The sequence below is a fragment of the Streptomyces sp. NPDC088812 genome (assembly GCF_044750285.1).
Classification (GTDB): domain Bacteria; phylum Actinomycetota; class Actinomycetes; order Streptomycetales; family Streptomycetaceae; genus Streptomyces.
In genome coordinates this window covers 105,408-123,046 of sequence record NZ_JBIVJP010000015.1, presented here as the reverse complement: position 1 = coordinate 123,046, position 17,639 = coordinate 105,408, and the positions used below count along the sequence as shown (strand labels likewise).

Below are 17,639 nucleotides of genomic sequence, written 5' to 3'. Positions count from 1 at the left end.
CGGCCTCAGGAGTTGTACGTGCCCTGCGCCCGCTCCAACCCCTCGATCACCAGACACTCCACCGCGTCCGCCGCCCGGTCCACGAACCAGTCCAGCTCCTTGCGCTCCGCCGACGCGAAGTCCTTCAGCACGAAGTCCGCCACCTGCATCCGCCCCGGCGGCCGCCCGATCCCGAACCGCACCCGGTGATAGTCCGCACCGAACGCCTTCGTCATCGACTTCAGCCCGTTGTGCCCGTTGTCCCCGCCCCCCAGCTTCAGCCGCAGCGTCCCGTAGTCGATGTCCAGCTCGTCATGGACCGCCACCACGTTCGCCACCGGCACCTTGTAGAAGTCCCGCAGCGCGTTCACCGGACCACCGGAGAGATTCATGTACGACATCGGCTTCGCCAGGACCACCCGCCGGTTCGCCGGCCCCGGCGGACCGATCCGCCCCTCGACGACCTGCGCCTGCGCCTTGCTCGCCCGCTTGAACCTCCCCCCGACCCGCTCGGCCAGCAGATCGGCCACCATGAACCCCACGTTGTGCCGGTTCATCGCGTACTCCGGCCCCGGATTGCCCAGCCCCACGATCAGCCAGGGGGCGTTGGGGTCGCTCGTCACGTCCATGCCTCCTTGATACGCGCCAGCCGCTGCCCCCGTACACGACGCACGGGAACAGCGGCTGACGAAAGAACGACGAAGGTGCGGATCAGGCCTCGGCGACCTCGGCGCCCTCGGCCGCCTCGCCCTCCGTGGCCTCCTCGGCCTGCGCGGCCAGCACCTGGAGAACGACCGCGTCCTCGTCGACCGCCAGCGTCACGCCGTTCGGCAGCGCGATGTCCTTGGCGTGGACCGAGGCACCGGCCGCCAGCCCCTCCACGGACACGGTGACCGCCTCCGGGATGTGCGTGGCCTCGGCCTCGACCGGCAGCGCGTTCAGCACGTGCTCGAGCAGGTTGCCGCCCGCGGCCAGCTCACCCTCGGTCTGGACCGGGATCTCGACCGTGACCTTCTCGCCCCGCTTGACCAGCAGCAGGTCGACGTGCTCCAGGAAGCCCTTCAGCGGGTCGCGCTGCACGGCCTTCGGGATCGCCAGCTCGTTGGACTTGCCGTCGATGTCCAGGGAGATCAGGACGTTCGGCGTACGCAGCGCCAGCAGCAGGTCGTGGCCCGGCAGGGTCAGGTGCAGCGGCTCGGAGCCGTGACCGTACAGAACACCCGGGACCTTGTTGTCGCGGCGGACGCGGCGCGCGGCACCCTTGCCGAACTCGGTGCGCGTCTCGGCGGCGATCTTCACCTCGGACATATGGATCACTCCTCGTAGAACTCGGGAACGGACGTGGTCACCCGGCCACGAACGGCCTGCTACGAAGAGCGCGTCGATAACGGACCGCCGTACCACCGTCCGAAGACGACGTACGGCCTCCCTCGCCGAGCAACTGGAACAGTCTACTCGGCGCGGAAGGCCGCAGAGAAATCGATCCATCGATCAGCGGGAACCGTCAGCAGAATCGATCATGCGCAGCGTTCGGCAGCTCGCTGCTCGTCAGCTCACTGCTCGTCGAACAGGCTCGTCACCGAACCGTCCTCGAACACCTCACGCACCGCACTCGCGATCGTCGGCGCGATCGACAGCACCGTGATCTTGTCCAGCTCCAGCTCACCCGGCGTCGGCAGCGTGTTCGTGAACACGAACTCACTCACCTTCGAGTTCTTCAGACGATCGGCCGCCGGACCCGACAGCACACCGTGCGTCGCCGTCACGATCACGTCCTCCGCACCGTGCGCGAACAACGCGTCCGCGGCCGCACAGATCGTGCCACCCGTGTCGATCATGTCGTCCACCAGGACACACACACGACCCTCGACCTCGCCCACGACCTCGTGGACCGTCACCTGGTTCGCCACGTCCTTGTCACGCCGCTTGTGCACGATCGCCAGCGGCGCCCCCAGACGGTCGCACCAGCGGTCCGCCACCCGCACACGGCCGGCGTCCGGCGAGACCACCGTCAGCTTGGTCTTGTCCACCTTGCTGCCCACGTAGTCCGCCAGCAGCGGCAGCGCGAACAGGTGATCCACCGGACCGTCGAAGAAGCCCTGGATCTGGTCCGTGTGCAGATCGACGGTGAGGATCCGGTCCGCACCCGCCGTCTTCATCATGTCCGCGATCAGACGTGCCGAGATCGGCTCACGACCACGGTGCTTCTTGTCCTGCCGCGCATAACCGTAGAACGGCACGATCACCGTGATCGAACGCGCCGACGCACGCTTCAGAGCGTCGATCATGATCAACTGTTCCATGATCCACTTGTTGATCGGAGCCGTGTGGCTCTGGATCAGGAAACAGTCCGCACCACGAGCGGACTCCTGATAACGAACATAGATCTCACCATTGGCGAAATCGAAGGCCTTCGTCGGGACGACCCCGACACCCAGCTGGTGGGCGACCTCCTCGGCAAGCTCGGGGTGGGCGCGGCCGGAGAAGAACATCAACTTCTTCTCGCCGGTCGTCTTGATCCCGGTCACAGCACAGTCTCCTCAGAGGTTTCTCAGCCGGCTGCCGAGAGACCTCGCCACTGGGCGCGACGCGGCCGTCTCGGCTGGTGGGGTGCGGGTTGCACCTATCACGGTACGCCGAGATCGGCGTGACCGTTTCCCCTCACTCCTCGCCACCACCCTGCCCGGACACCGCCTCGGCCGCCTTCGCCGCCGCACTGCCCGGACGCTTACGCGCCACCCAACCCTCGATATTCCGCTGCTGACCACGGGCCACAGCCAGCGAACCGGCCGGCACATCCTTCGTGATCACGGACCCCGCAGCGGTGTACGCACCATCCCCGACCGTGACAGGAGCCACAAACATGTTGTCCGAACCCGTACGACAGTGCGACCCCACCGTCGTGTGGTGCTTGTCCTGCCCGTCATAATTCACGAACACACTCGCCGCACCGATGTTCGTGTACTCACCGATCGTCGCGTCCCCGACGTACGACAGGTGCGGAACCTTCGTCCCCTCCCCGATCGACGCGTTCTTCGTCTCGACGTACGTCCCCACCTTCGCCTTCGACCCCAGACGCGTCCCCGGACGCAGATACGCATACGGACCCACCGACGCCTGCGCCCCCACCCGCGCACCATCGGCCACCGTGTTGTCCACCCGCGCCCCCGCACCCACCGACGTGTCCCTCAGCCGGCTGTTCGGACCCACCTCGGCACCCTCACCGACATGCGTCGACCCCAACAACTGCGTCCCCGGATGCACCACCGCGTCCTGCTCGAACGTCACCGTCACATCAACCCACGTCGACGCCGGATCCACCACCGTCACACCGGCCAACATCGCAGCCGTCAACAGACGGTCATTGAGGATCCGCCGCGCCTCCGCCAACTGCACCCGGTTGTTGATCCCCGCGATCTCACGATGATCACCCGCCAACGACGCACCCACCCGATGACCCGCCTCACGCAGGATCGACAACACGTCCGTCAGATACTCCTCACCCTGACTGTTGTCCGTCCGCACCTGCTTCAACGCCTCCGCCAGCAGCACACCGTCGAACGCGAACACACCCGAATTGATCTCACGGACCGCCCGCTGCGCCGGCGTCGCGTCCTTGTGCTCCACGATCGCGGTCACCGCACCGGACACCTCGTCCCGCACGATCCGGCCGTACCCCGTCGCATCCGGCACCTCCGCCGTCAGCACCGTCACGGCATTACCGTCCGCCTCGTGCGTCGCCGCCAGCTCCGCCAGCGTCGCACCCGTCAGCAACGGAGTGTCACCGCAGACGACCACGACCGTCCCCTCGACACCCCCACCGAGCTGCTCCAGCCCCATCCGGACGGCGTGCCCGGTACCGTGCTGCTCCGCCTGGATCGCGGTCCGCACCTGCGGGTCGATCCCGGTCAGGTGCTCGGTGACCTGCTCCCGCGCGTGCCCGACCACGACGACCAGGTTCTCCGGCTTCAACTCACGGGCGGCCGCCATCACATGACCCACGAGGCTGCGGCCACAGATCTCGTGCAGGACCTTCGGTGTGGCCGACTTCATGCGGGTGCCCTCACCCGCTGCGAGAACGACGACGGCTGCCGGGCGAATGGCGCTCACGGAGTTGCCCTTCGGCTGTGTAGGGGTGGAGACATCCGAAGGATACCGGGGCGTTTCTTGGGGGACATGTGAGTGGGCCCTGACGTTGCTGTCAGGGCCCACTTGCGCTAGGGCTCCCGGAGAAGGACTCGAACCCTCATTCAACGGACCAAAACCGTTTGTCCTACCTTTAGACGATCCGGGAAGATTGCGCGCTATGTCCGATTTCGTTGATCGGCTTCACGCACGGACACCACTATGCCGTACCAGGAGCCCTCAATGCGACGGTACAAGTCGGCTCCTCTCAGGACTTTGATGACCAGGCAGCCTCGGTAGGAGTCTCCGGTGTTCTTCCGAACTGTCTTGGGGTTGTGCTTCTTGAGTGTCGTCTTGTTGAACGCTGTGCGGTCGGCGCCGACCAGGTCGGCCCAGTACCGCTCGGCGGCCGGAACATCCGCGTTCTCGTGAATCATGACGGTGAAGCGCAGCCGGTCCCGCTCCACTCCCAGGAGATCCAGCCAGGCCAAAAAGACCTCGATCATGCCCGGGTCGCTGTTGACGAACGTGACGACCTCGCGCCGTTCGTACGGCTTGTCCTTGCTGCCCTCGGCCCAGTACAAACCGACGCCCAAGAGGAACAGCTCCCGGTCGGACAGCGCGCCGATCCTGGCGGCGGCCCCAGTCTTGGTTCGCTGTCGTTCCTCGTCGCGGACGCGGAGCTTCGCCTCCCATCCCTTTCTGGCGATCGCCGCCGCCTCGTCGCGGCTGCGTCGGCGCTCAGGGCGCGGCAGGTCCCGCACCCACAGTGACACCGAACTCCTGGAGCACCCCAGCTCGGCCTCGATCTGGTCGTAGGTCCAGCCCTGGATGCGCAGTTCCCTGGCCTTGGCGCGAAGGTCGTCCTTTGCGCGCGGTCGCTTCGTCCACTCCGGTGGCGGCTCCCCCTTCACCAGTTGGTTGAGGATGTCGTTGTTGAAGATCTTGAGCTCGTCGCGGATCTGCCGAAGGCTGTAGCCCGCCCGTCGCAGGGCGACCGCCCGCTCCCGTAACCCTTCGACGTCCGCGTACTTGCCTGTGGGATGTGCCATGGGCATAGCGTCCGGGCGGAATGAGGGGTTCCGGGGTCGAACGGTCGTGGTTCAGCTGTTCGAGGGATACCGGTGGGTTTCGGGGTTGTTCGGTTGTGGGGTGTGGTGTGGGCGGGTCGGGGAAAGTCGCCGGAAAAGCCGGGGCCGGCGCCCGTAGGCTGGGGGCATGACCACGACGGGGGAAGAGGGCGCGGCGGCTCGGGGAGGGCCGTGGTGGTGGGCCAGGCGGCGCAGTGCGGTGTTCGACTGCGGGCTGGCGGCGGTGTCGGCCGCGGAGTGTGCGGTGGAGGGGATTCCGTTCGCGCGGGACGCGGGGATCCCGGTGGCGGCGGGGGTGGTCTTCGGGCTGCTCACGGGGTCCGTGTTGCTGGTGCGCCGGCAGTGGCCCGTCGCGGTGGTGCTGGTGTCGATCGCGATCACCCCTGCCCAGATGGGCTTCCTGATGGGGATCGTGGGGCTGTACACGCTGGCCGCGTCGGAGCTGCCGCGGCGGATCATCGGGTCGCTGGCGGGGATGCAGCTGGTGGGGACGTTGATCGTGACGTTGGTGCGGGTGCGGCAGGACATGGTGCGGGGGGATCTGGATCTGGGGGACTGGTTCGTGCCGTTCGCCTCGATCACGACGTCGTTGGGGCTGACGGCGCCGCCGGTGCTGCTGGGGTTGTACGTGGGGGCGCGGCGGCGGTTGATGGAGAGTCTGCGGGAGCGGGCGGACAGTCTGGAGCGGGAGTTGCAGCTGTTGGCCGAGCGGGCGGAGGAGCGGGCCGAGTGGGCGCGGAGTGAGGAGCGGACGCGGATCGCTCGGGAGATGCATGACGTGGTGGCGCACCGGGTGAGCCTGATGGTGGTGCATGCGGCGGCGTTGCAGGCGGTGGCGCGGAAGGATCCGGAGAAGGCGGTGCGCAACGCCGCGTTGGTGGGGGACATGGGGCGGCAGGCGTTGACGGAGTTGCGGGAGATGTTGGGGGTGTTGCGCAGCGGTGAGGGGGCGCGGCGGGTGGTGGCGGTGGTGGCGCCGGTGGTGTCGCGGGGTGGGGAGGAGGGTGAGGGGCCGTGTCTGTCGGAGTTGGAGGAGTTGGTGGGGCAGTCGGCGGCTGCGGGGATGGTGGTGGAGTTGTCGGTGGAGGGTGAGGTGCGGGCGTATGCGCCGGAGGTGGAGCAGACGGCGTTCCGGGTGGTGCAGGAGGCGTTGACGAATGTGCACAAGCATGCGGCGGGGGCGAAGACGCATGTGCGGTTGGCGCATCGGGTGGCGGAGATCGCGATGCAGGTGGAGAACGAGCCGCCGTCGGAGGTGGGGTCGGCGTCGTCGGCGGGGTTGCCGTCGGGGGGGAACGGGTTGGTGGGGATGAGGGAGCGGGTGGTGGGGTTGGGTGGGGTGTTTGTGTCGGGGCCGACGGAGGCGGGGGGTTTTCGGGTGTCGGCGGTGATTCCGGCGGCGTAGAGCGGTGGGGTGGGGGGTGGGGTGGTCAGCCGGCGGTGAGGCGGACGGGTTCGATGCCGGAGACGAGGGTGCCGAGGGCTTGGTCGATGTCGGGGCCGAGGTACCAGTCGCCGGTGTGGTCGAGGGCGTAGACGCGGCCTTGGGCGTCGATGGCGAGGAGGGCTTGGCTGTCGGTTTCGGCGCCGAGGGGGCTGACGTCGGTGTGGAGGGCGCGGCCGAGGTCGCCGAGGGTGCGGGCGAGGTGGAGGCCGTGGAGGGGGTCGAGGTCGAGGTTGACGGGGGCGAGCTGGCGGCCGGGGCCGGTGGGGGTGATGTGGAGGCCGCCGAATTCGGCCCAGGCTTCGACGGCGGCGGGGAAGACGGCGTGGCGGTGGCCGGCGGGGGAGGTGTGGTCGCGGAGGGTGTCGGCCCAGATCTCGGCTTGTTTGATGTCCCAGCGTCCGGGTTGCCAGCCGGCGGCGCGGAGGGCTGCGTCGACGGGTACGGGGAAGCGGGTGGTGGAGGTGCGGTCGGGGTGCATCAGCCTGTCGTGGGTCGGGGTCGGGGTTGGGGTCGGGGTCGGGGTCGTGGGGGCCGCCGTGATGTGGGTGTGTGTGGGGGGTGTGGGGGGTGTGGGGTGGGGGTCAGGCGTCGGTTGCGGTGGGGTCGACGATGCGGACGCCGAAGTGGGCGCTGAGGGCGGTGCAGGCGCGGCAGGGGGTGGCGAAGCTGCCGTGGAGGGGGTCGCCGTCCTCGCGGATGCGTCGGGCGGTGAGTTTGGCGTGTTTGAGTGTTTTGCGGGCTTCGCCGTTGGTCATGGGTCTGCGGGCCGCGCGTCTGCTGCGGGCGGAGTCGGCGGCGGTGATGTGGCGGGAGATGAGGAGTGCCTCGGCGCAGCGGCCGGTGAAGCGGTCGCGTTGGTTGCTGGTGAGGGTGTCGAGGAAGTCCTGGACGAGGGGGTGGAGTGCCGGGGGGTGGTCGCCTCGGGCGGCGGTGCCGGTGAGGGTGGCGCCGCGGACGGAGAGGGCGGCGGCGATGGCGGGGAGTATGCCGTCGCGGCGGTGGCGGAGGGTGGGGGCGTGGGGAGTCTCGTCGTGGCTCCAGCCGATGCGGGGGTCACCGGAGTGGCTGGTGTGCGGTCCCGTTTGCGTGGCGTTCATGATCGTCTTTCCCCTCCCTTGCATCCCCCCGGAGGACACAGGGTGCCAAATGGCGTGGGCGGTGTGGAAGCTGGGGCGGTGCGACACGCCCGTGCGGGGGCGGGCTGTCACGGCGGGGTGACGGCTGGTCACGGAAGTGGAGGGCCGGTGACCGGTGTCGTCGTACCGCATAGGCTGTCGGCACCGCCCAGCGCGCGGTTGACGCGCGGGGAGACCGTTGGAGACAGCCGCATACGGGATGCGGTGGCCGGTACCGGAAGCGGGACCGGGCGCTGTGGTCCGTACCGAGTGCCGCAGGGGGCAACCGCGATGACGACAGGTCGGCTCGGGCTGGGGGCACCGCCCAGCCGCCAGGCCGGGGGACACGCCGTGCCGCCGAACGCGGCTTATGCCGGGCAGGTCGTGCATTTCCCGGATCCGGTGCGGGCCTCGCGTCACCCGAGGGGGGTACGGGTCGATGAGCGGGGTTACCCCGACTTCTCCTCGTACGCGCGGGCGGCGGCGGAGATCGCGGAGCCTCCGGAGGGGTTCGGGGTCGATGAGTTGCGGCTGACGGACTACGTGTCGGCGAACGCGGCGCTGGCGGCGTCGGGGCACGAGTTGTGGGACACGGTGGCGAGTGTGGCGACGCCGCACGGCTGGACGTGGCATCACGTGGTGGGTTCGCGGCGTCTTGAGCTGGTGCCGGTCGAGGTGAAGGCGTTGTTGCGGCATCACGGTGGTGTCGCGACGGCGGTGGTGGATCAGGGGAAGCGGGGGACGCGTCCGTTGCAGGAGACGCGTCCGGCGCATTTCGGGCTGCCGAAGTCGGGTGTGGCGGTGTCGGAGTCGCAGGTGCAGGGGGTCGAGGAGGATCTGGGGTACCGGCTGCCGGGTGCGTACCGGTCGTTCCTGAAGGCGGCGGGTGGGTGTGCGCCGGTGGGGGTGGCGCTGGACGCGGAGTTGGGGCTGCTGGTGGACCAGCCGTTCTTCACGGTGCGGGACGAGGCGGCGGTCAATGACCTGGTGTACGTGAACAAGTGCCTGCGCGATCACCTGACGAAGGACTATCTGGGGGTCGGGTTCGTGCAGGGTGGTCTGCTGGCCGTGAAGGTGAAGGGCGAGCGGGTCGGTTCGGTGTGGTTCTGTGCGTACGACGACGCGCGGGACGTGGATCCGGCGTGGTCGCCGGCGGAGCGGGTGGAGCGGTTGTTGTTGCCGTGCGGTGAGGATTTCGACGTGTTCCTGTCGCGTCTGGCGGGTCGGCCGCCGGAGTTGGAGACGGTGGCGAACCTGATGGTGGACGGTGGGTTCGCGCGGGTCGTGCCGGTGTCGTCCGTGGGCGCGGGGGAGTGATTCGGCGATGGTGACGTTCGCGCAGGCGCAGGAGCGCGGGGAAGAGTGGGTCAACGGGGACGTTCCGGCGTACCAGCATCGTGAGGTGCGGGTGCGGGAGTTCGGGCTCGGGTTCGTGGTGTGGGCCGAGGACCGTGCGGACGGGCCGCGGTCGGACGGGGGCGGGCAGCGGTTGGTGCTCGCCCGGGACAGCGGGGAGGTCTCGTTGTGGCCGTCGCTGCCGGTGGGTGAGGTGATCCGGCGGTACGAGGAGGAGTACGGGCGCCCGGAGGGTGAGGTCGCCGATGCGGTGCCGGCGCCGGCGGCTCGGGTGGACCTGAATCAGACGTCGTTCCTGTTGTCGCCGCCGGAGTGGTTGCAGGAGGCGGCGGACCGGCTGGGGATCGGGGAGCGGGAGCAGGGGCAGGGGCAGGGACAGGGGGCTGGTGGAGCTGGTGGGTCCGTGACGTCTGATCCGGCGCTGCCTCAGACTCAGGCCGGGGTGCCTGGTGATGCGGGGGCTGGTGCCGGTGGCGGGGTGGGCTCGGGGGCTGGTGCCGGTGCCGGGGTGGGCTCGGGCTCGGGGGCTGGTGTCGGTTCGGGTGCCGGTGGCGGTGGCGGTGGCGGTGGCGGTGCGTCCGTGCCTTCCGTTCCGGGGGCGCCCGCCGTGCCGGTCGGGGCCACGCCCTGGACGGGTACGGACACCAACGCCGATGCGGGGGACGACCGTTCCGTTCCCCTTCCCGCGACGGTCTTCGCGCCGTCGTTGAGCGGTTCCGACGACGAGGTGCCGCCGCCCTCGTTCCAGCCCGACGCCAAGACGGCGCTGATCTCGGGCGGCAGTCAGCTCCCGCCCACGGCGGTGGCACCGGCGCTCGGCAATCCGAACGCGCCGGGTGGTGTGCAGGGGGCGCCGGGCGCGTCGTCCGCGCCTCCTGTGCCGCCTGTGCCTGGCGCGGGTACGCCGAGTGGTGGTGTGCCGGGTGGCACTCCGCCGGGCGGCACTCCGCCGCCTCCCCCGCCTCCGCCCGGTGCGCAGTCGTACGGCTACCCGCAGACGCCCGGTGCTCCGGGGGTTCCCCCGACTCCGCCTCCGGGGGTTCCCCCGACTCCGCCTCCGGGAAGTCCCGGGACTCCGCCTCCGGGTGGTTCTCAGGGCACGCCTCCGCCGGGTGCGCAGTCGTACGGCTACCCGCAGGCTCCGGGTGCGCCGCAGGTTCCCGGTGCTCCGGGTGCTCCGGGTGCTCCGGGTGCTCCGGGTGCTCCGGGTGCACCGGGTGCTCCGGGTGCTCCGGCGCGGCCGCTCGCGCCGCACGCGGGTGACATCGCCGACGCCGCGACCAGCAAGGCGGCGCCTCCGCGCCGTGGGCGTGGTGGTGGGGCGACCCCGCCGCCTCCGCCGGGAGTGCCGGGGGCGCCGGGTGCGCGGCCGGGAGCCACGCCGCCCCCGCCTCCGGCTCCGCCCTCCTCCGGCCCTGGTGCGCCCGGTGTGCCTGGTGCTCCGGCGGGCGGTTACGTGCCGACGCAGCTCGTGTCGGCGCTCGGCCCCGACGGGCCGGGTGCCCCCGGTGTCCCGGGTGTCCCGGGTGTCCCGGGCGGGTCCAACCCGCCCGGTCCGCCTGGTGCCCCCGGTGGGCCCGGACAGTCCGGCCCGCCGGCTCCGCCGAACGCTCCCGGCGGCACGCCGCCGGGCGGTGTCCACCATGCCGCCACGATGCTGGCCGATCCCGGTCTGATGGGTCCGGGCGGGGTCGCGCAGCCCCCGGGCGCTCCCGGTGCGCCGGGCGCTCCCGGTGCACCTGGCGCACCTGGCGCTCCGGGTGGTCCTGGGACTCCGGGCGGACCCAACGCGCCTGGCGTCCAGGGTGCTGCGGGTGCCCCCGGTATGCCTGGTGCCCCGGGCGGGCCCGGCTCCTCGGGGGGCGCGCGGGGTGCCGTTCACCATGCGGAGACGATGCTGGCCGCGCCCCCGTCGGGCGGTCCGGGCGTGCCCCCGCCGCCGCGTGCTCCGTACGCTCCCGGCGTTCCGGGTGCGCCGGGCGCCCCGGGGATGCCTCCGGGCGCCCCGCAGCCGATGCCTCCGGGTGCCATGCCGCCGCCGGGGGCCGTGCCTCCGCCCGGCGCGATGCCTCCGCCGGGTGTGCCGGTGCCGGGGCAGCCGCCGGCGTACGGGTATCCGCAGCAGGGGCAGCCGACGGTCGGCCCCGGTTACCAGGCCGTGCTGCGCTACCGCGCGCAGGACGGGTCGGAGCAGCAGCTGATCCGGCGTTCGGCGCCGGGGACGCCGCATCCGGAGTGGCAGATCTTCCACGAGCTGCGGGCGATGAACGTGCCGCCGGACCAGGTGCTGGAGCTGCACACCGAGCTGGAGTCGTGCGAGCTGCCGGGGGCGTACTGCGCGCGGATGATCCGGGAGCAGTGGCCGCAGGCGCGCATCACGAGCATCGCCCCCTACGGGGCGGATCACGCGAGCCGGCAGCAGGGGATGCAGCAGTTGCTGGCCCATCAGGGCGAGTTGCACCAGGTGGCCGACGGTCCCGCGCGCCCAGCGCCGGTGCGGGCGCCGTTGCCGCCGGTGCAGCCGGCGCCGCCGATTCCGCCGGAGGCGGTGGCGCAGGAGCTGGGGGCGGCGTTCGGGCCGGGGGTGTTCCGGTTCGAGCAGGCGGCGGTGTCCCGGCAGGGGGTGCCGCCGGTCGTGGCGCACACGCTGGTGGTGGCGGGGCTGCCGATGGACATGGGTCCGTTCTTCTGGGCGCAGGCCCAGCCGGGACGGCCGGTGCCGACGCTGGCGGAGCTGGCTGCGGAGCGGGGTGTGCAGCCGGCGTCGGACGCGGGTTCGTACCTCGTCATGGGCAGTGACTTCGGCAAGGCGATCTGTGTGCAGTACGGGACGGCGAACATCGTCGCCGTGCCGGTGGAGGCGGGGCCGGGCGGGGCGCCGGTGCCGCCGCAGTTCGTGAACACGGGGCTGCCGGAGTTCGCGCGCTGCCTCGCGCTGCTCGGGCGGATGTGGCGGCTGCGGTTCGGTCTGAACCAGGAGCAGGCGGGCCGTTGGACCGTCGACTTCCAGGCCCAGTTGGCCGCGCTGGATCCGGCGGCGCTCGGTTCGCCGGAGAGCTGGTGGTCGGTGCTGCTGGAGCAGATGTGGGACGGGCTGCTGTGAGGCGTACGCCCCGCTGACGCGTGCAGGAGGAGGGCCGGGCCCGGTCGTACGACCGGGCCCGGCCCTTTCGTGTCCGGCGCTGCCTGTAGCCCGCGCCCGGAGTGTCGCGTTATGAACACTTAAGCCCGATCCATCAAGATATGCGGGAAATCATCATTTCGCGTCTTTTTGGTGGAGAGGGGCTACAGGATGAGCAGCGCCAAAGTGTCAACGCCCGGGTTCGTGACTGTTCTCGGGCGCGGCTACCGGCCCAAAGAGGTCGACACGTACACCGCCGCGCTCTCCGCCGAACGCGATGCCGCCTGGGAGCGGGTCGCCCGGCTCACCGTCCTCGTCAAGGAGATGACGGTGGAGGTCGAGCGGCTGCGCGAGACCGTGCCGCAGCTCGCGCCGCAGACGTACGACAGCCTCGGGGAGCGTGCCCGGCGCCTCTTCCAGCTCGTGCAGGAGGAGGCGTCGGGCGTGCGGGAACAGGCCCGGCGTGAAGCCGCAGAGCAGGTCGCGCAGGCCGAGGCGCGCGCCGCTGCCGTGCGCAGGTCGGCGCGGGAGGAGGCGGAGGAGCTGCGCACGGAGGCCAAGGAGCAGGCGCGTCTGCGGCTGATCGCCGCGCGCGCCGAGGCGCACGGCATCCGGGTCGCCGCCCGGAAGAAGGTGAAGGAGTTCCGCGGCGAGGCGCTCACGGGGCTGCGCGATGTGCGGCAGCGCACCGCCGGTCTGCTCGTCGAACCGAAGATGGCGCACGCCGAGCGGATGGAGGCGGTGGAGCGCGAGGAGGCCGAACGGGCCGCTGCCTTCGACGCTCAGCACGCCCGGTCGGTGGCCCGTGCCGAGGAGGCCCTGGCCGAGGCGGAGCGGGAGTTCGCCGAGGCGGAGGAGGCGTCCCGGCGGCGCCAGGAGGAGGCACGCGCGCGTGCCGCCGAGATCCTCGCCGAGGCGCGTGTGCGCAAGGATCGCATCGCGCGCGAGACGGAACGGGTGCTGCGCGAGCACGGCGAGCGGTGGGACCACGTGCAGGCGCACATGGACTCCGTGCGCAACAACCTGAGCGCGCTCACGGGGCGCGTGGTCGAGTAGCCGGGCCGTTCCCTCCCGGCTCCCGGCTCCCGGCTCCCGGCGGCTCCCGGCTCCCGGGTCCTGGCTCCCGGCTCCCGGTCCTGGCTCTGGTCCGGGTTCCGGCTCTCGGCTCCCGGCTCCCGGTCCTGGCTCTGGTCCGGGTTCCGGCCCTCGGCTCCCGGGTCCTGGCTCCTGGCTCTGGTCCGGCTTCCGGCTCCCGGGTTCTGGCTCAGGCCAGGCTCCCGGCTCCTGTCTCCTGGGCGGTCGGTTTCCCGGCCTTCTGCCTCACGGGCGGTTGCCCTCCCGCCCTCCCGGCCTCCGCCCGCCCTCCTGTCTCCCCGGCTTCCGCCCCCTAGGCTCGCTCTCTCCTCAGCCTTCCCTCCGCACCGCCCCGGCCAGGATCCACCCCTCCACCGCCTCGTACCGGCGCCGCTGCTCCTCCGCCTTGCGGCGGCCCGAGGTGACCGTCCCCAGCCAGCCGAGGGCGAAGCCGAGGGGGATGGTGACGAGGCCGGTGGTGGTGAACGGGAACCAGTTGAAGTCGGCGTCCGGGAAGGCGGCGGTCGGGGAGCCGGAGACCAGGTTGGTGCCGGGCATGATCAGCAGGACCGACAGGGTGCCCCCGATGAGGGTGCTCAGCAGGCCCGTCCGGGTGTAGCGGCGCCAGAAGAGGCTGTAGACCAGGGCGGGGGCCAGGGCCGAGGCGCCGAGGCAGAACGACAGGGTGACCAGCGGCTGCAGACTGCGGTGCTGGACCTGGGCGGCCAGCAGGATCGTCGGGACGCCGACGGCCAGGGCGGACAGGCGGGCCAGCAGCATCTCGCGGCGAGGGGACGTCTCCCGCGCGCGTGCCGCGAGGACGTCGTGGGCGAGGGAGTTGGCGCAGGCGAGGATCATGCCGGCGACCGAGGCGAGGACGGTGAGGAAGATCGCCGTGGTCACGGTGGTGAACAGCAGTGTCTCCGCCGTGGACGGCGCCTGTCCGAAGGCGGCCCGGGAGCCCAGCAGATAGGCGGTGTTGCCCTGCGGGTCCGCCTGGGCGATCGCCGCGCGGCCCACCAGGGCCGTCGCCCCGAACCCGACGACCGTGATGACGAGCACGAACAGGGCCACGCCGGACACCGCCCAGGACATCGAGCGGCGCACCTGGCGCGCGGAGGAGGCGGTGTTCATGCGCATGGTGATGTGCGGCAGGCACGCGCCGCCGAGCACCACCGCGAGCTGGGAGCTGATCATGTCGAGGCCGGGCTGCGGCCCGGAGGAGAACTGCAGGCCCGAGCGGAGGAACGCGTCGCCGATCCCGCTGCCCGCGGCGGCCGCGTCGACGAGGGCGCCGGGGTTCCAGTCGAAGCGGTGCAGGACCAGGACGGCGACGACGGCGCCGGAGCCGAGCAGCATGACGATCTTCATGATCTGGATGAGGGCCGTGCCCTTCATGCCGCCGATCGCCGCGTAACTGATCATCAGCACGCCCATGACGATCATGCAGGCCGTCTTCAGCGAGTCGCCGGAGAAGCCGAGGAGGAACGCGAGGAGCTGGCCGGTGCCCGCGAGCTGCACCAGCATCATCGGCAGGAGCGCGACGATCGTCACCGCGCACGCGGTGATGCGCACCGCGCGGCCCGGCATGCGCCGGGCGAGGGCGTCCCCCATGGTGAACCGGCCCGCGTTGCGCAGGGGTTCGGCGAGCAGGAACATCAGCAGCATCAGCGACAGGGCCGTGCTCAGGGCGAGGACGACGCCGTCGTAGCCGTACAGGGCGATCACGCCGCCGGTGCCGAGGACGGTGGCGGCGGAGATGTAGTCGCCGGCGACGGCCAGGCCGTTGCGCAGGGGGGACAGGGAGCGGTAGCCGGTGTAGAACTCGTCGAGGTCGTCCCGGTCGGGGCCCGTCAGCACGCACAGCAGCAGCGTGACGGAGACGACCGCGGTGAACGCCACGAGGGACATGGTCTGCGTGTCGCCGCCGAGTTCGGCGAAGGTGCCGGCGGCGGACCGGCCCCCGTCGGCCCGGGTCATCCTGTCGCCCTCTCGTGCCGGGCCGCGCGCTTGGCGTCGAGCTCGGACTGCCGGCGGATGCGGTCGGCGAGCGGGTCGACGCGGCGGCGGGCGGTGTGCTCGTACACGGCGATCGCCAGCCAGGTGACGGGGAGCTGGAGCAGGGCGAGCAACAGGCCGGCGGGGAGGCCGGCGACCCTGGTGGTCGTCAGGGAGGGCGCGAAGGCGGACAGGAGGAGGAAGGGGACGAAGTAGCCGAGCGCGGTGAGGGTGGCGATGCGCCGCTGCCGGCGGTAGGCGGTGCGCAGTTTCCGCAGGTCGCTGTGGTGGCCGAGCGGTGTGTGGCGGGCGGGTGGCCGGCGGGCGGGCTCGGGGGCGGGCGGTGGTGGCTGCCAGGGGTACGTCAGGTGAGGCGGCGGGGACGCGTCATGGGTCATCCCGTGTCTCCTTGCGTGGCTCGGATCCGGGGCGGCGGACCGCAGGGAGGTGGGGGCGGAGGTGAGGGGGCACGCACGTTACCCGGGAGTACGCGGTTGTGCGAGGGTTTCGGCAAACTGAGCGGTCGGTATGCGCTTGCTGTGTCCAACCATTGCCGACCTGCGGTGTTACCCGCGTTAACCCTTGAGGTGGCTCGGGTCGGGGGTGGCCTGTAGGTCGGCGTGGGGACGGGGGACCGGCATCCCGGCGGCCCGCCCCCGCCGCTGCTCCCCGGCCCGCGCGTCCGCACCGCCGTGGGGTTCTCAGTCGCCCTGACGGGTGAGCACCGGGAAGCGGCGCGGTGCCACCAGCAGCAGGACGGCGAAGGCGACGGCGGCGGCGCAGGAGGCGCCCAGGTAGACGGCGTGCACGGCGTCCGCGACGGCGCGCCGGGTGGCTTCCCGCGCCGGTCCGGAGGCCAGGGCGCCCGTGACGGAGTCCAGGTCGCCCGCGCCGCCCAGGCGAGCCGCCAGGACACCGTTGGCGACGGCGCCGAACACGGCCGCGCCGACCGTCTGGCCCGTCTGGCGGCAGAACAGCACCGACGCGGTCGTGGTGCCCCGCTCCGACCAGCCGACCGTCGACTGCACACCGACGATCAACGGCAGCTGGAACAGACCCAGCGCGGCACCCAGCAGCAGCATCAGCACCGTCGGCTGCCAGGCCTCGCCCGGATACGGCAGGAAGGGGAACGCCAGCAGCACCAACGCGGCCGCGCCGATGCCGAGCAGGGCGGTGTCGCGGAAGCCGATGCGCCGGTACACGTGCTGGCTCAGCGCGGCCGACACCGGCCAGCTCAGCGTCCACACCGACAGCACGAACCCGGCGGACACCGGATCCAGCTCCAGCACCGACTGGGCGTACGTGGGCAGGAACACCGTGGGCGCCACCATCAGCAGACCCAGCGCGCCCAGCGCGAGGTTGACCGCCGCGATCGTACGGCGGCGCCAGACCCAGCCGGGGATGATCGGCTGCGCGGCACGGCGTTCGACGACCACGACCAGCCCGGCCAGGGCGAGGCCCGCGGCGAACAGGGCGAGCGACGGCGCCGACAGCCACGGCCAGGCCACCCCGCCCTGCACCAGCGCGGTCAGCAGCACACCCCCGCACGCGAACACCGTCAGCGCGCCCGCCCAGTCGACGTCGGCACGCGCGCGAGGCGTCCCTTCCGGGCCGGCGCCGGCACGCGCGCGAGGCGTCTCTCCCGGGCCGGCGTCGGCACGCGCGCGTGCGGGGGACTCTCGGCGCGGCTCATGGAGATGACGCACGATCAGCCACAACGCCACCGCGCCGACGGGCAGGTTGACCAGGAAGATCCACCGCCAGTCGGCGTACGCCGCCAGCAGACCGCCCACACCCGGCCCGGCGACCGCGGACACCGCCCACACCGTCGACAGCTTGGACTGGATCTTCGGGCGTTCCTCCAGCGGGTACAGGTCGGCGGCGAGTGTCTGCACGGTGCCCTGGAGCGCTCCGCCGCCCAGACCCTGTACGACACGGAACGCGATCAGCGCGCCCATGTTCCAGGCGAGCGCGCACAGCAGTGAGCCCAGCAGGAACAGCACGGTGCCGGCCACCAGGACCGGCTTGCGGCCGAAGGTGTCGGAGAGCTTGCCGTAGACGGGCAGCGTGACGGTGACGGCGAGCAGATAGCCGGAGAACAGCCAGGAGAAGACGGAGAACCCGCCGAGGTCGCCGACGATCTGCGGGACCGCGGTGGAGACGATGGTCGAGTCGAGGGCGGCGAGCGCCATGGAGAGCATCAGCGCGGCGACGACCGCTCCTCGTCGTCCGGTGGCCGTGCGCTGGGCCGTGTGCCGTGTCGCGGGTCTCGTGTCGCCCACCGGAAATGCCCTCCCCTGTGCGTCCCGTCCGGGCCCGGCCGTGGTGTGCGG

General features: G+C 71.6%; 14 protein-coding genes and 1 tRNA gene. 4 read left to right on the top strand and 11 right to left on the bottom strand.

Annotated elements, in window-relative coordinates:
- Positions 1-5: 5 nt before the first annotated feature.
- The 6 genes from pth to ACIP67_RS25540 all read right to left on the bottom strand — a co-directional run bounded on the left by pth (position 6) and on the right by ACIP67_RS25540 (position 5,156).
- Positions 6-608 carry an aminoacyl-tRNA hydrolase gene (gene pth, locus ACIP67_RS25565; protein WP_401694960.1) on the bottom strand — a complete coding sequence of 201 codons (603 nt, stop codon included), beginning with the start codon at positions 606-608 and terminating at the stop codon, positions 6-8.
- Between the two features lie 82 nt (positions 609-690).
- On the bottom strand, positions 691-1,287 hold the full coding sequence (locus tag ACIP67_RS25560) for a 50S ribosomal protein L25/general stress protein Ctc (RefSeq protein ID WP_401694958.1): 597 nt from the start codon (positions 1,285-1,287) through the stop codon (positions 691-693).
- Between the two features lie 245 nt (positions 1,288-1,532).
- On the bottom strand, positions 1,533-2,507 hold the full coding sequence (locus ACIP67_RS25555; protein ID WP_401694956.1) for a ribose-phosphate diphosphokinase: 975 nt from the start codon (positions 2,505-2,507) through the stop codon (positions 1,533-1,535).
- Between the two features lie 133 nt (positions 2,508-2,640).
- Positions 2,641-4,089 carry a bifunctional UDP-N-acetylglucosamine diphosphorylase/glucosamine-1-phosphate N-acetyltransferase GlmU gene (glmU, locus tag ACIP67_RS25550; protein WP_401694954.1) on the bottom strand — a complete coding sequence of 483 codons (1,449 nt, stop codon included), beginning with the start codon at positions 4,087-4,089 and terminating at the stop codon, positions 2,641-2,643.
- A gap of 113 nt (positions 4,090-4,202) precedes the next feature.
- A tRNA-Gln gene (locus ACIP67_RS25545) sits at positions 4,203-4,273 on the bottom strand.
- Positions 4,274-4,283: 10 nt separating this feature from the next.
- Entirely contained in the window at positions 4,284-5,156 is an 873-nt protein-coding gene (locus ACIP67_RS25540) for a hypothetical protein (RefSeq protein WP_401694952.1), read from the bottom strand.
- A 166-nt stretch (positions 5,157-5,322) separates the two neighbouring features.
- Between ACIP67_RS25540 and ACIP67_RS25535 the strand changes: the two genes are divergently transcribed.
- Entirely contained in the window at positions 5,323-6,600 is a 1,278-nt protein-coding gene (locus tag ACIP67_RS25535) for a sensor histidine kinase (protein WP_401694950.1), read from the top strand.
- 25 nt (positions 6,601-6,625) lie between these two features.
- Here the strand turns inward: ACIP67_RS25535 and ACIP67_RS25530 are convergent, their stop codons facing one another.
- On the bottom strand, positions 6,626-7,120 hold the full coding sequence (locus ACIP67_RS25530) for an SUKH-3 domain-containing protein (protein WP_401694948.1): 495 nt from the start codon (positions 7,118-7,120) through the stop codon (positions 6,626-6,628).
- A gap of 103 nt (positions 7,121-7,223) precedes the next feature.
- Entirely contained in the window at positions 7,224-7,739 is a 516-nt protein-coding gene (locus tag ACIP67_RS25525; protein ID WP_401694946.1) for a YwqJ-related putative deaminase, read from the bottom strand.
- A 309-nt stretch (positions 7,740-8,048) separates the two neighbouring features.
- On the opposite strand from ACIP67_RS25525, the gene ACIP67_RS25520 reads away from it, so the two are divergent.
- The 3 genes from ACIP67_RS25520 to ACIP67_RS25510 all read left to right on the top strand — a co-directional run bounded on the left by ACIP67_RS25520 (position 8,049) and on the right by ACIP67_RS25510 (position 13,290).
- A complete protein-coding gene (locus tag ACIP67_RS25520; protein WP_401694944.1) occupies positions 8,049-9,074 on the top strand; it encodes an SMI1/KNR4 family protein in 1,026 nt (341 codons plus the stop codon).
- A gap of 7 nt (positions 9,075-9,081) precedes the next feature.
- Positions 9,082-12,216, top strand: coding sequence for an SUKH-4 family immunity protein (locus ACIP67_RS25515; RefSeq protein WP_401694942.1), 3,135 nt, complete (start codon positions 9,082-9,084; stop codon positions 12,214-12,216).
- Between the two features lie 189 nt (positions 12,217-12,405).
- On the top strand, positions 12,406-13,290 hold the full coding sequence (locus ACIP67_RS25510; protein WP_401694940.1) for a cellulose-binding protein: 885 nt from the start codon (positions 12,406-12,408) through the stop codon (positions 13,288-13,290).
- A gap of 348 nt (positions 13,291-13,638) precedes the next feature.
- Here ACIP67_RS25510 and ACIP67_RS25505 read toward each other — a convergent pair whose 3' ends face one another.
- From ACIP67_RS25505 to ACIP67_RS25495, 3 genes are all read right to left on the bottom strand, one after another.
- Positions 13,639-15,288 carry a cation acetate symporter gene (locus tag ACIP67_RS25505; protein WP_401694938.1) on the bottom strand — a complete coding sequence of 550 codons (1,650 nt, stop codon included), beginning with the start codon at positions 15,286-15,288 and terminating at the stop codon, positions 13,639-13,641.
- Entirely contained in the window at positions 15,285-15,704 is a 420-nt protein-coding gene (locus tag ACIP67_RS25500) for a DUF485 domain-containing protein (protein WP_401694936.1), read from the bottom strand. Before ACIP67_RS25500 ends, ACIP67_RS25505 begins: the two co-directional genes overlap by 4 nt.
- 303 nt (positions 15,705-16,007) lie before the next feature.
- Positions 16,008-17,588, bottom strand: coding sequence for an MFS transporter (locus ACIP67_RS25495; RefSeq protein ID WP_401694934.1), 1,581 nt, complete (start codon positions 17,586-17,588; stop codon positions 16,008-16,010).
- Positions 17,589-17,639: the final 51 nt, after the last annotated feature.

Bases quoted from the DNA above. Each gene is read 5' to 3' on its own strand.
- ACIP67_RS25510 (WP_401694940.1), top strand. From the start codon at position 12,406: ATGAGCAGCGCCAAAGTGTCAACGCCCGGGTTCGTGACTGTTCTCGGG.
- ACIP67_RS25515 (WP_401694942.1), top strand. From the start codon at position 9,082: ATGGTGACGTTCGCGCAGGCGCAGGAGCGCGGGGAAGAGTGGGTCAAC.
- ACIP67_RS25535 (WP_401694950.1), top strand. From the start codon at position 5,323: ATGACCACGACGGGGGAAGAGGGCGCGGCGGCTCGGGGAGGGCCGTGG.
- ACIP67_RS25530 (WP_401694948.1), bottom strand. From the start codon at position 7,120: ATGCACCCCGACCGCACCTCCACCACCCGCTTCCCCGTACCCGTCGAC.
- ACIP67_RS25525 (WP_401694946.1), bottom strand. From the start codon at position 7,739: ATGAACGCCACGCAAACGGGACCGCACACCAGCCACTCCGGTGACCCC.
- ACIP67_RS25520 (WP_401694944.1), top strand. From the start codon at position 8,049: ATGACGACAGGTCGGCTCGGGCTGGGGGCACCGCCCAGCCGCCAGGCC.
- ACIP67_RS25505 (WP_401694938.1), bottom strand. From the start codon at position 15,288: ATGACCCGGGCCGACGGGGGCCGGTCCGCCGCCGGCACCTTCGCCGAA.
- ACIP67_RS25540 (WP_401694952.1), bottom strand. From the start codon at position 5,156: ATGGCACATCCCACAGGCAAGTACGCGGACGTCGAAGGGTTACGGGAG.
- ACIP67_RS25560 (WP_401694958.1), bottom strand. From the start codon at position 1,287: ATGTCCGAGGTGAAGATCGCCGCCGAGACGCGCACCGAGTTCGGCAAG.
- pth (WP_401694960.1), bottom strand. From the start codon at position 608: ATGGACGTGACGAGCGACCCCAACGCCCCCTGGCTGATCGTGGGGCTG.
- ACIP67_RS25500 (WP_401694936.1), bottom strand. From the start codon at position 15,704: ATGACCCATGACGCGTCCCCGCCGCCTCACCTGACGTACCCCTGGCAG.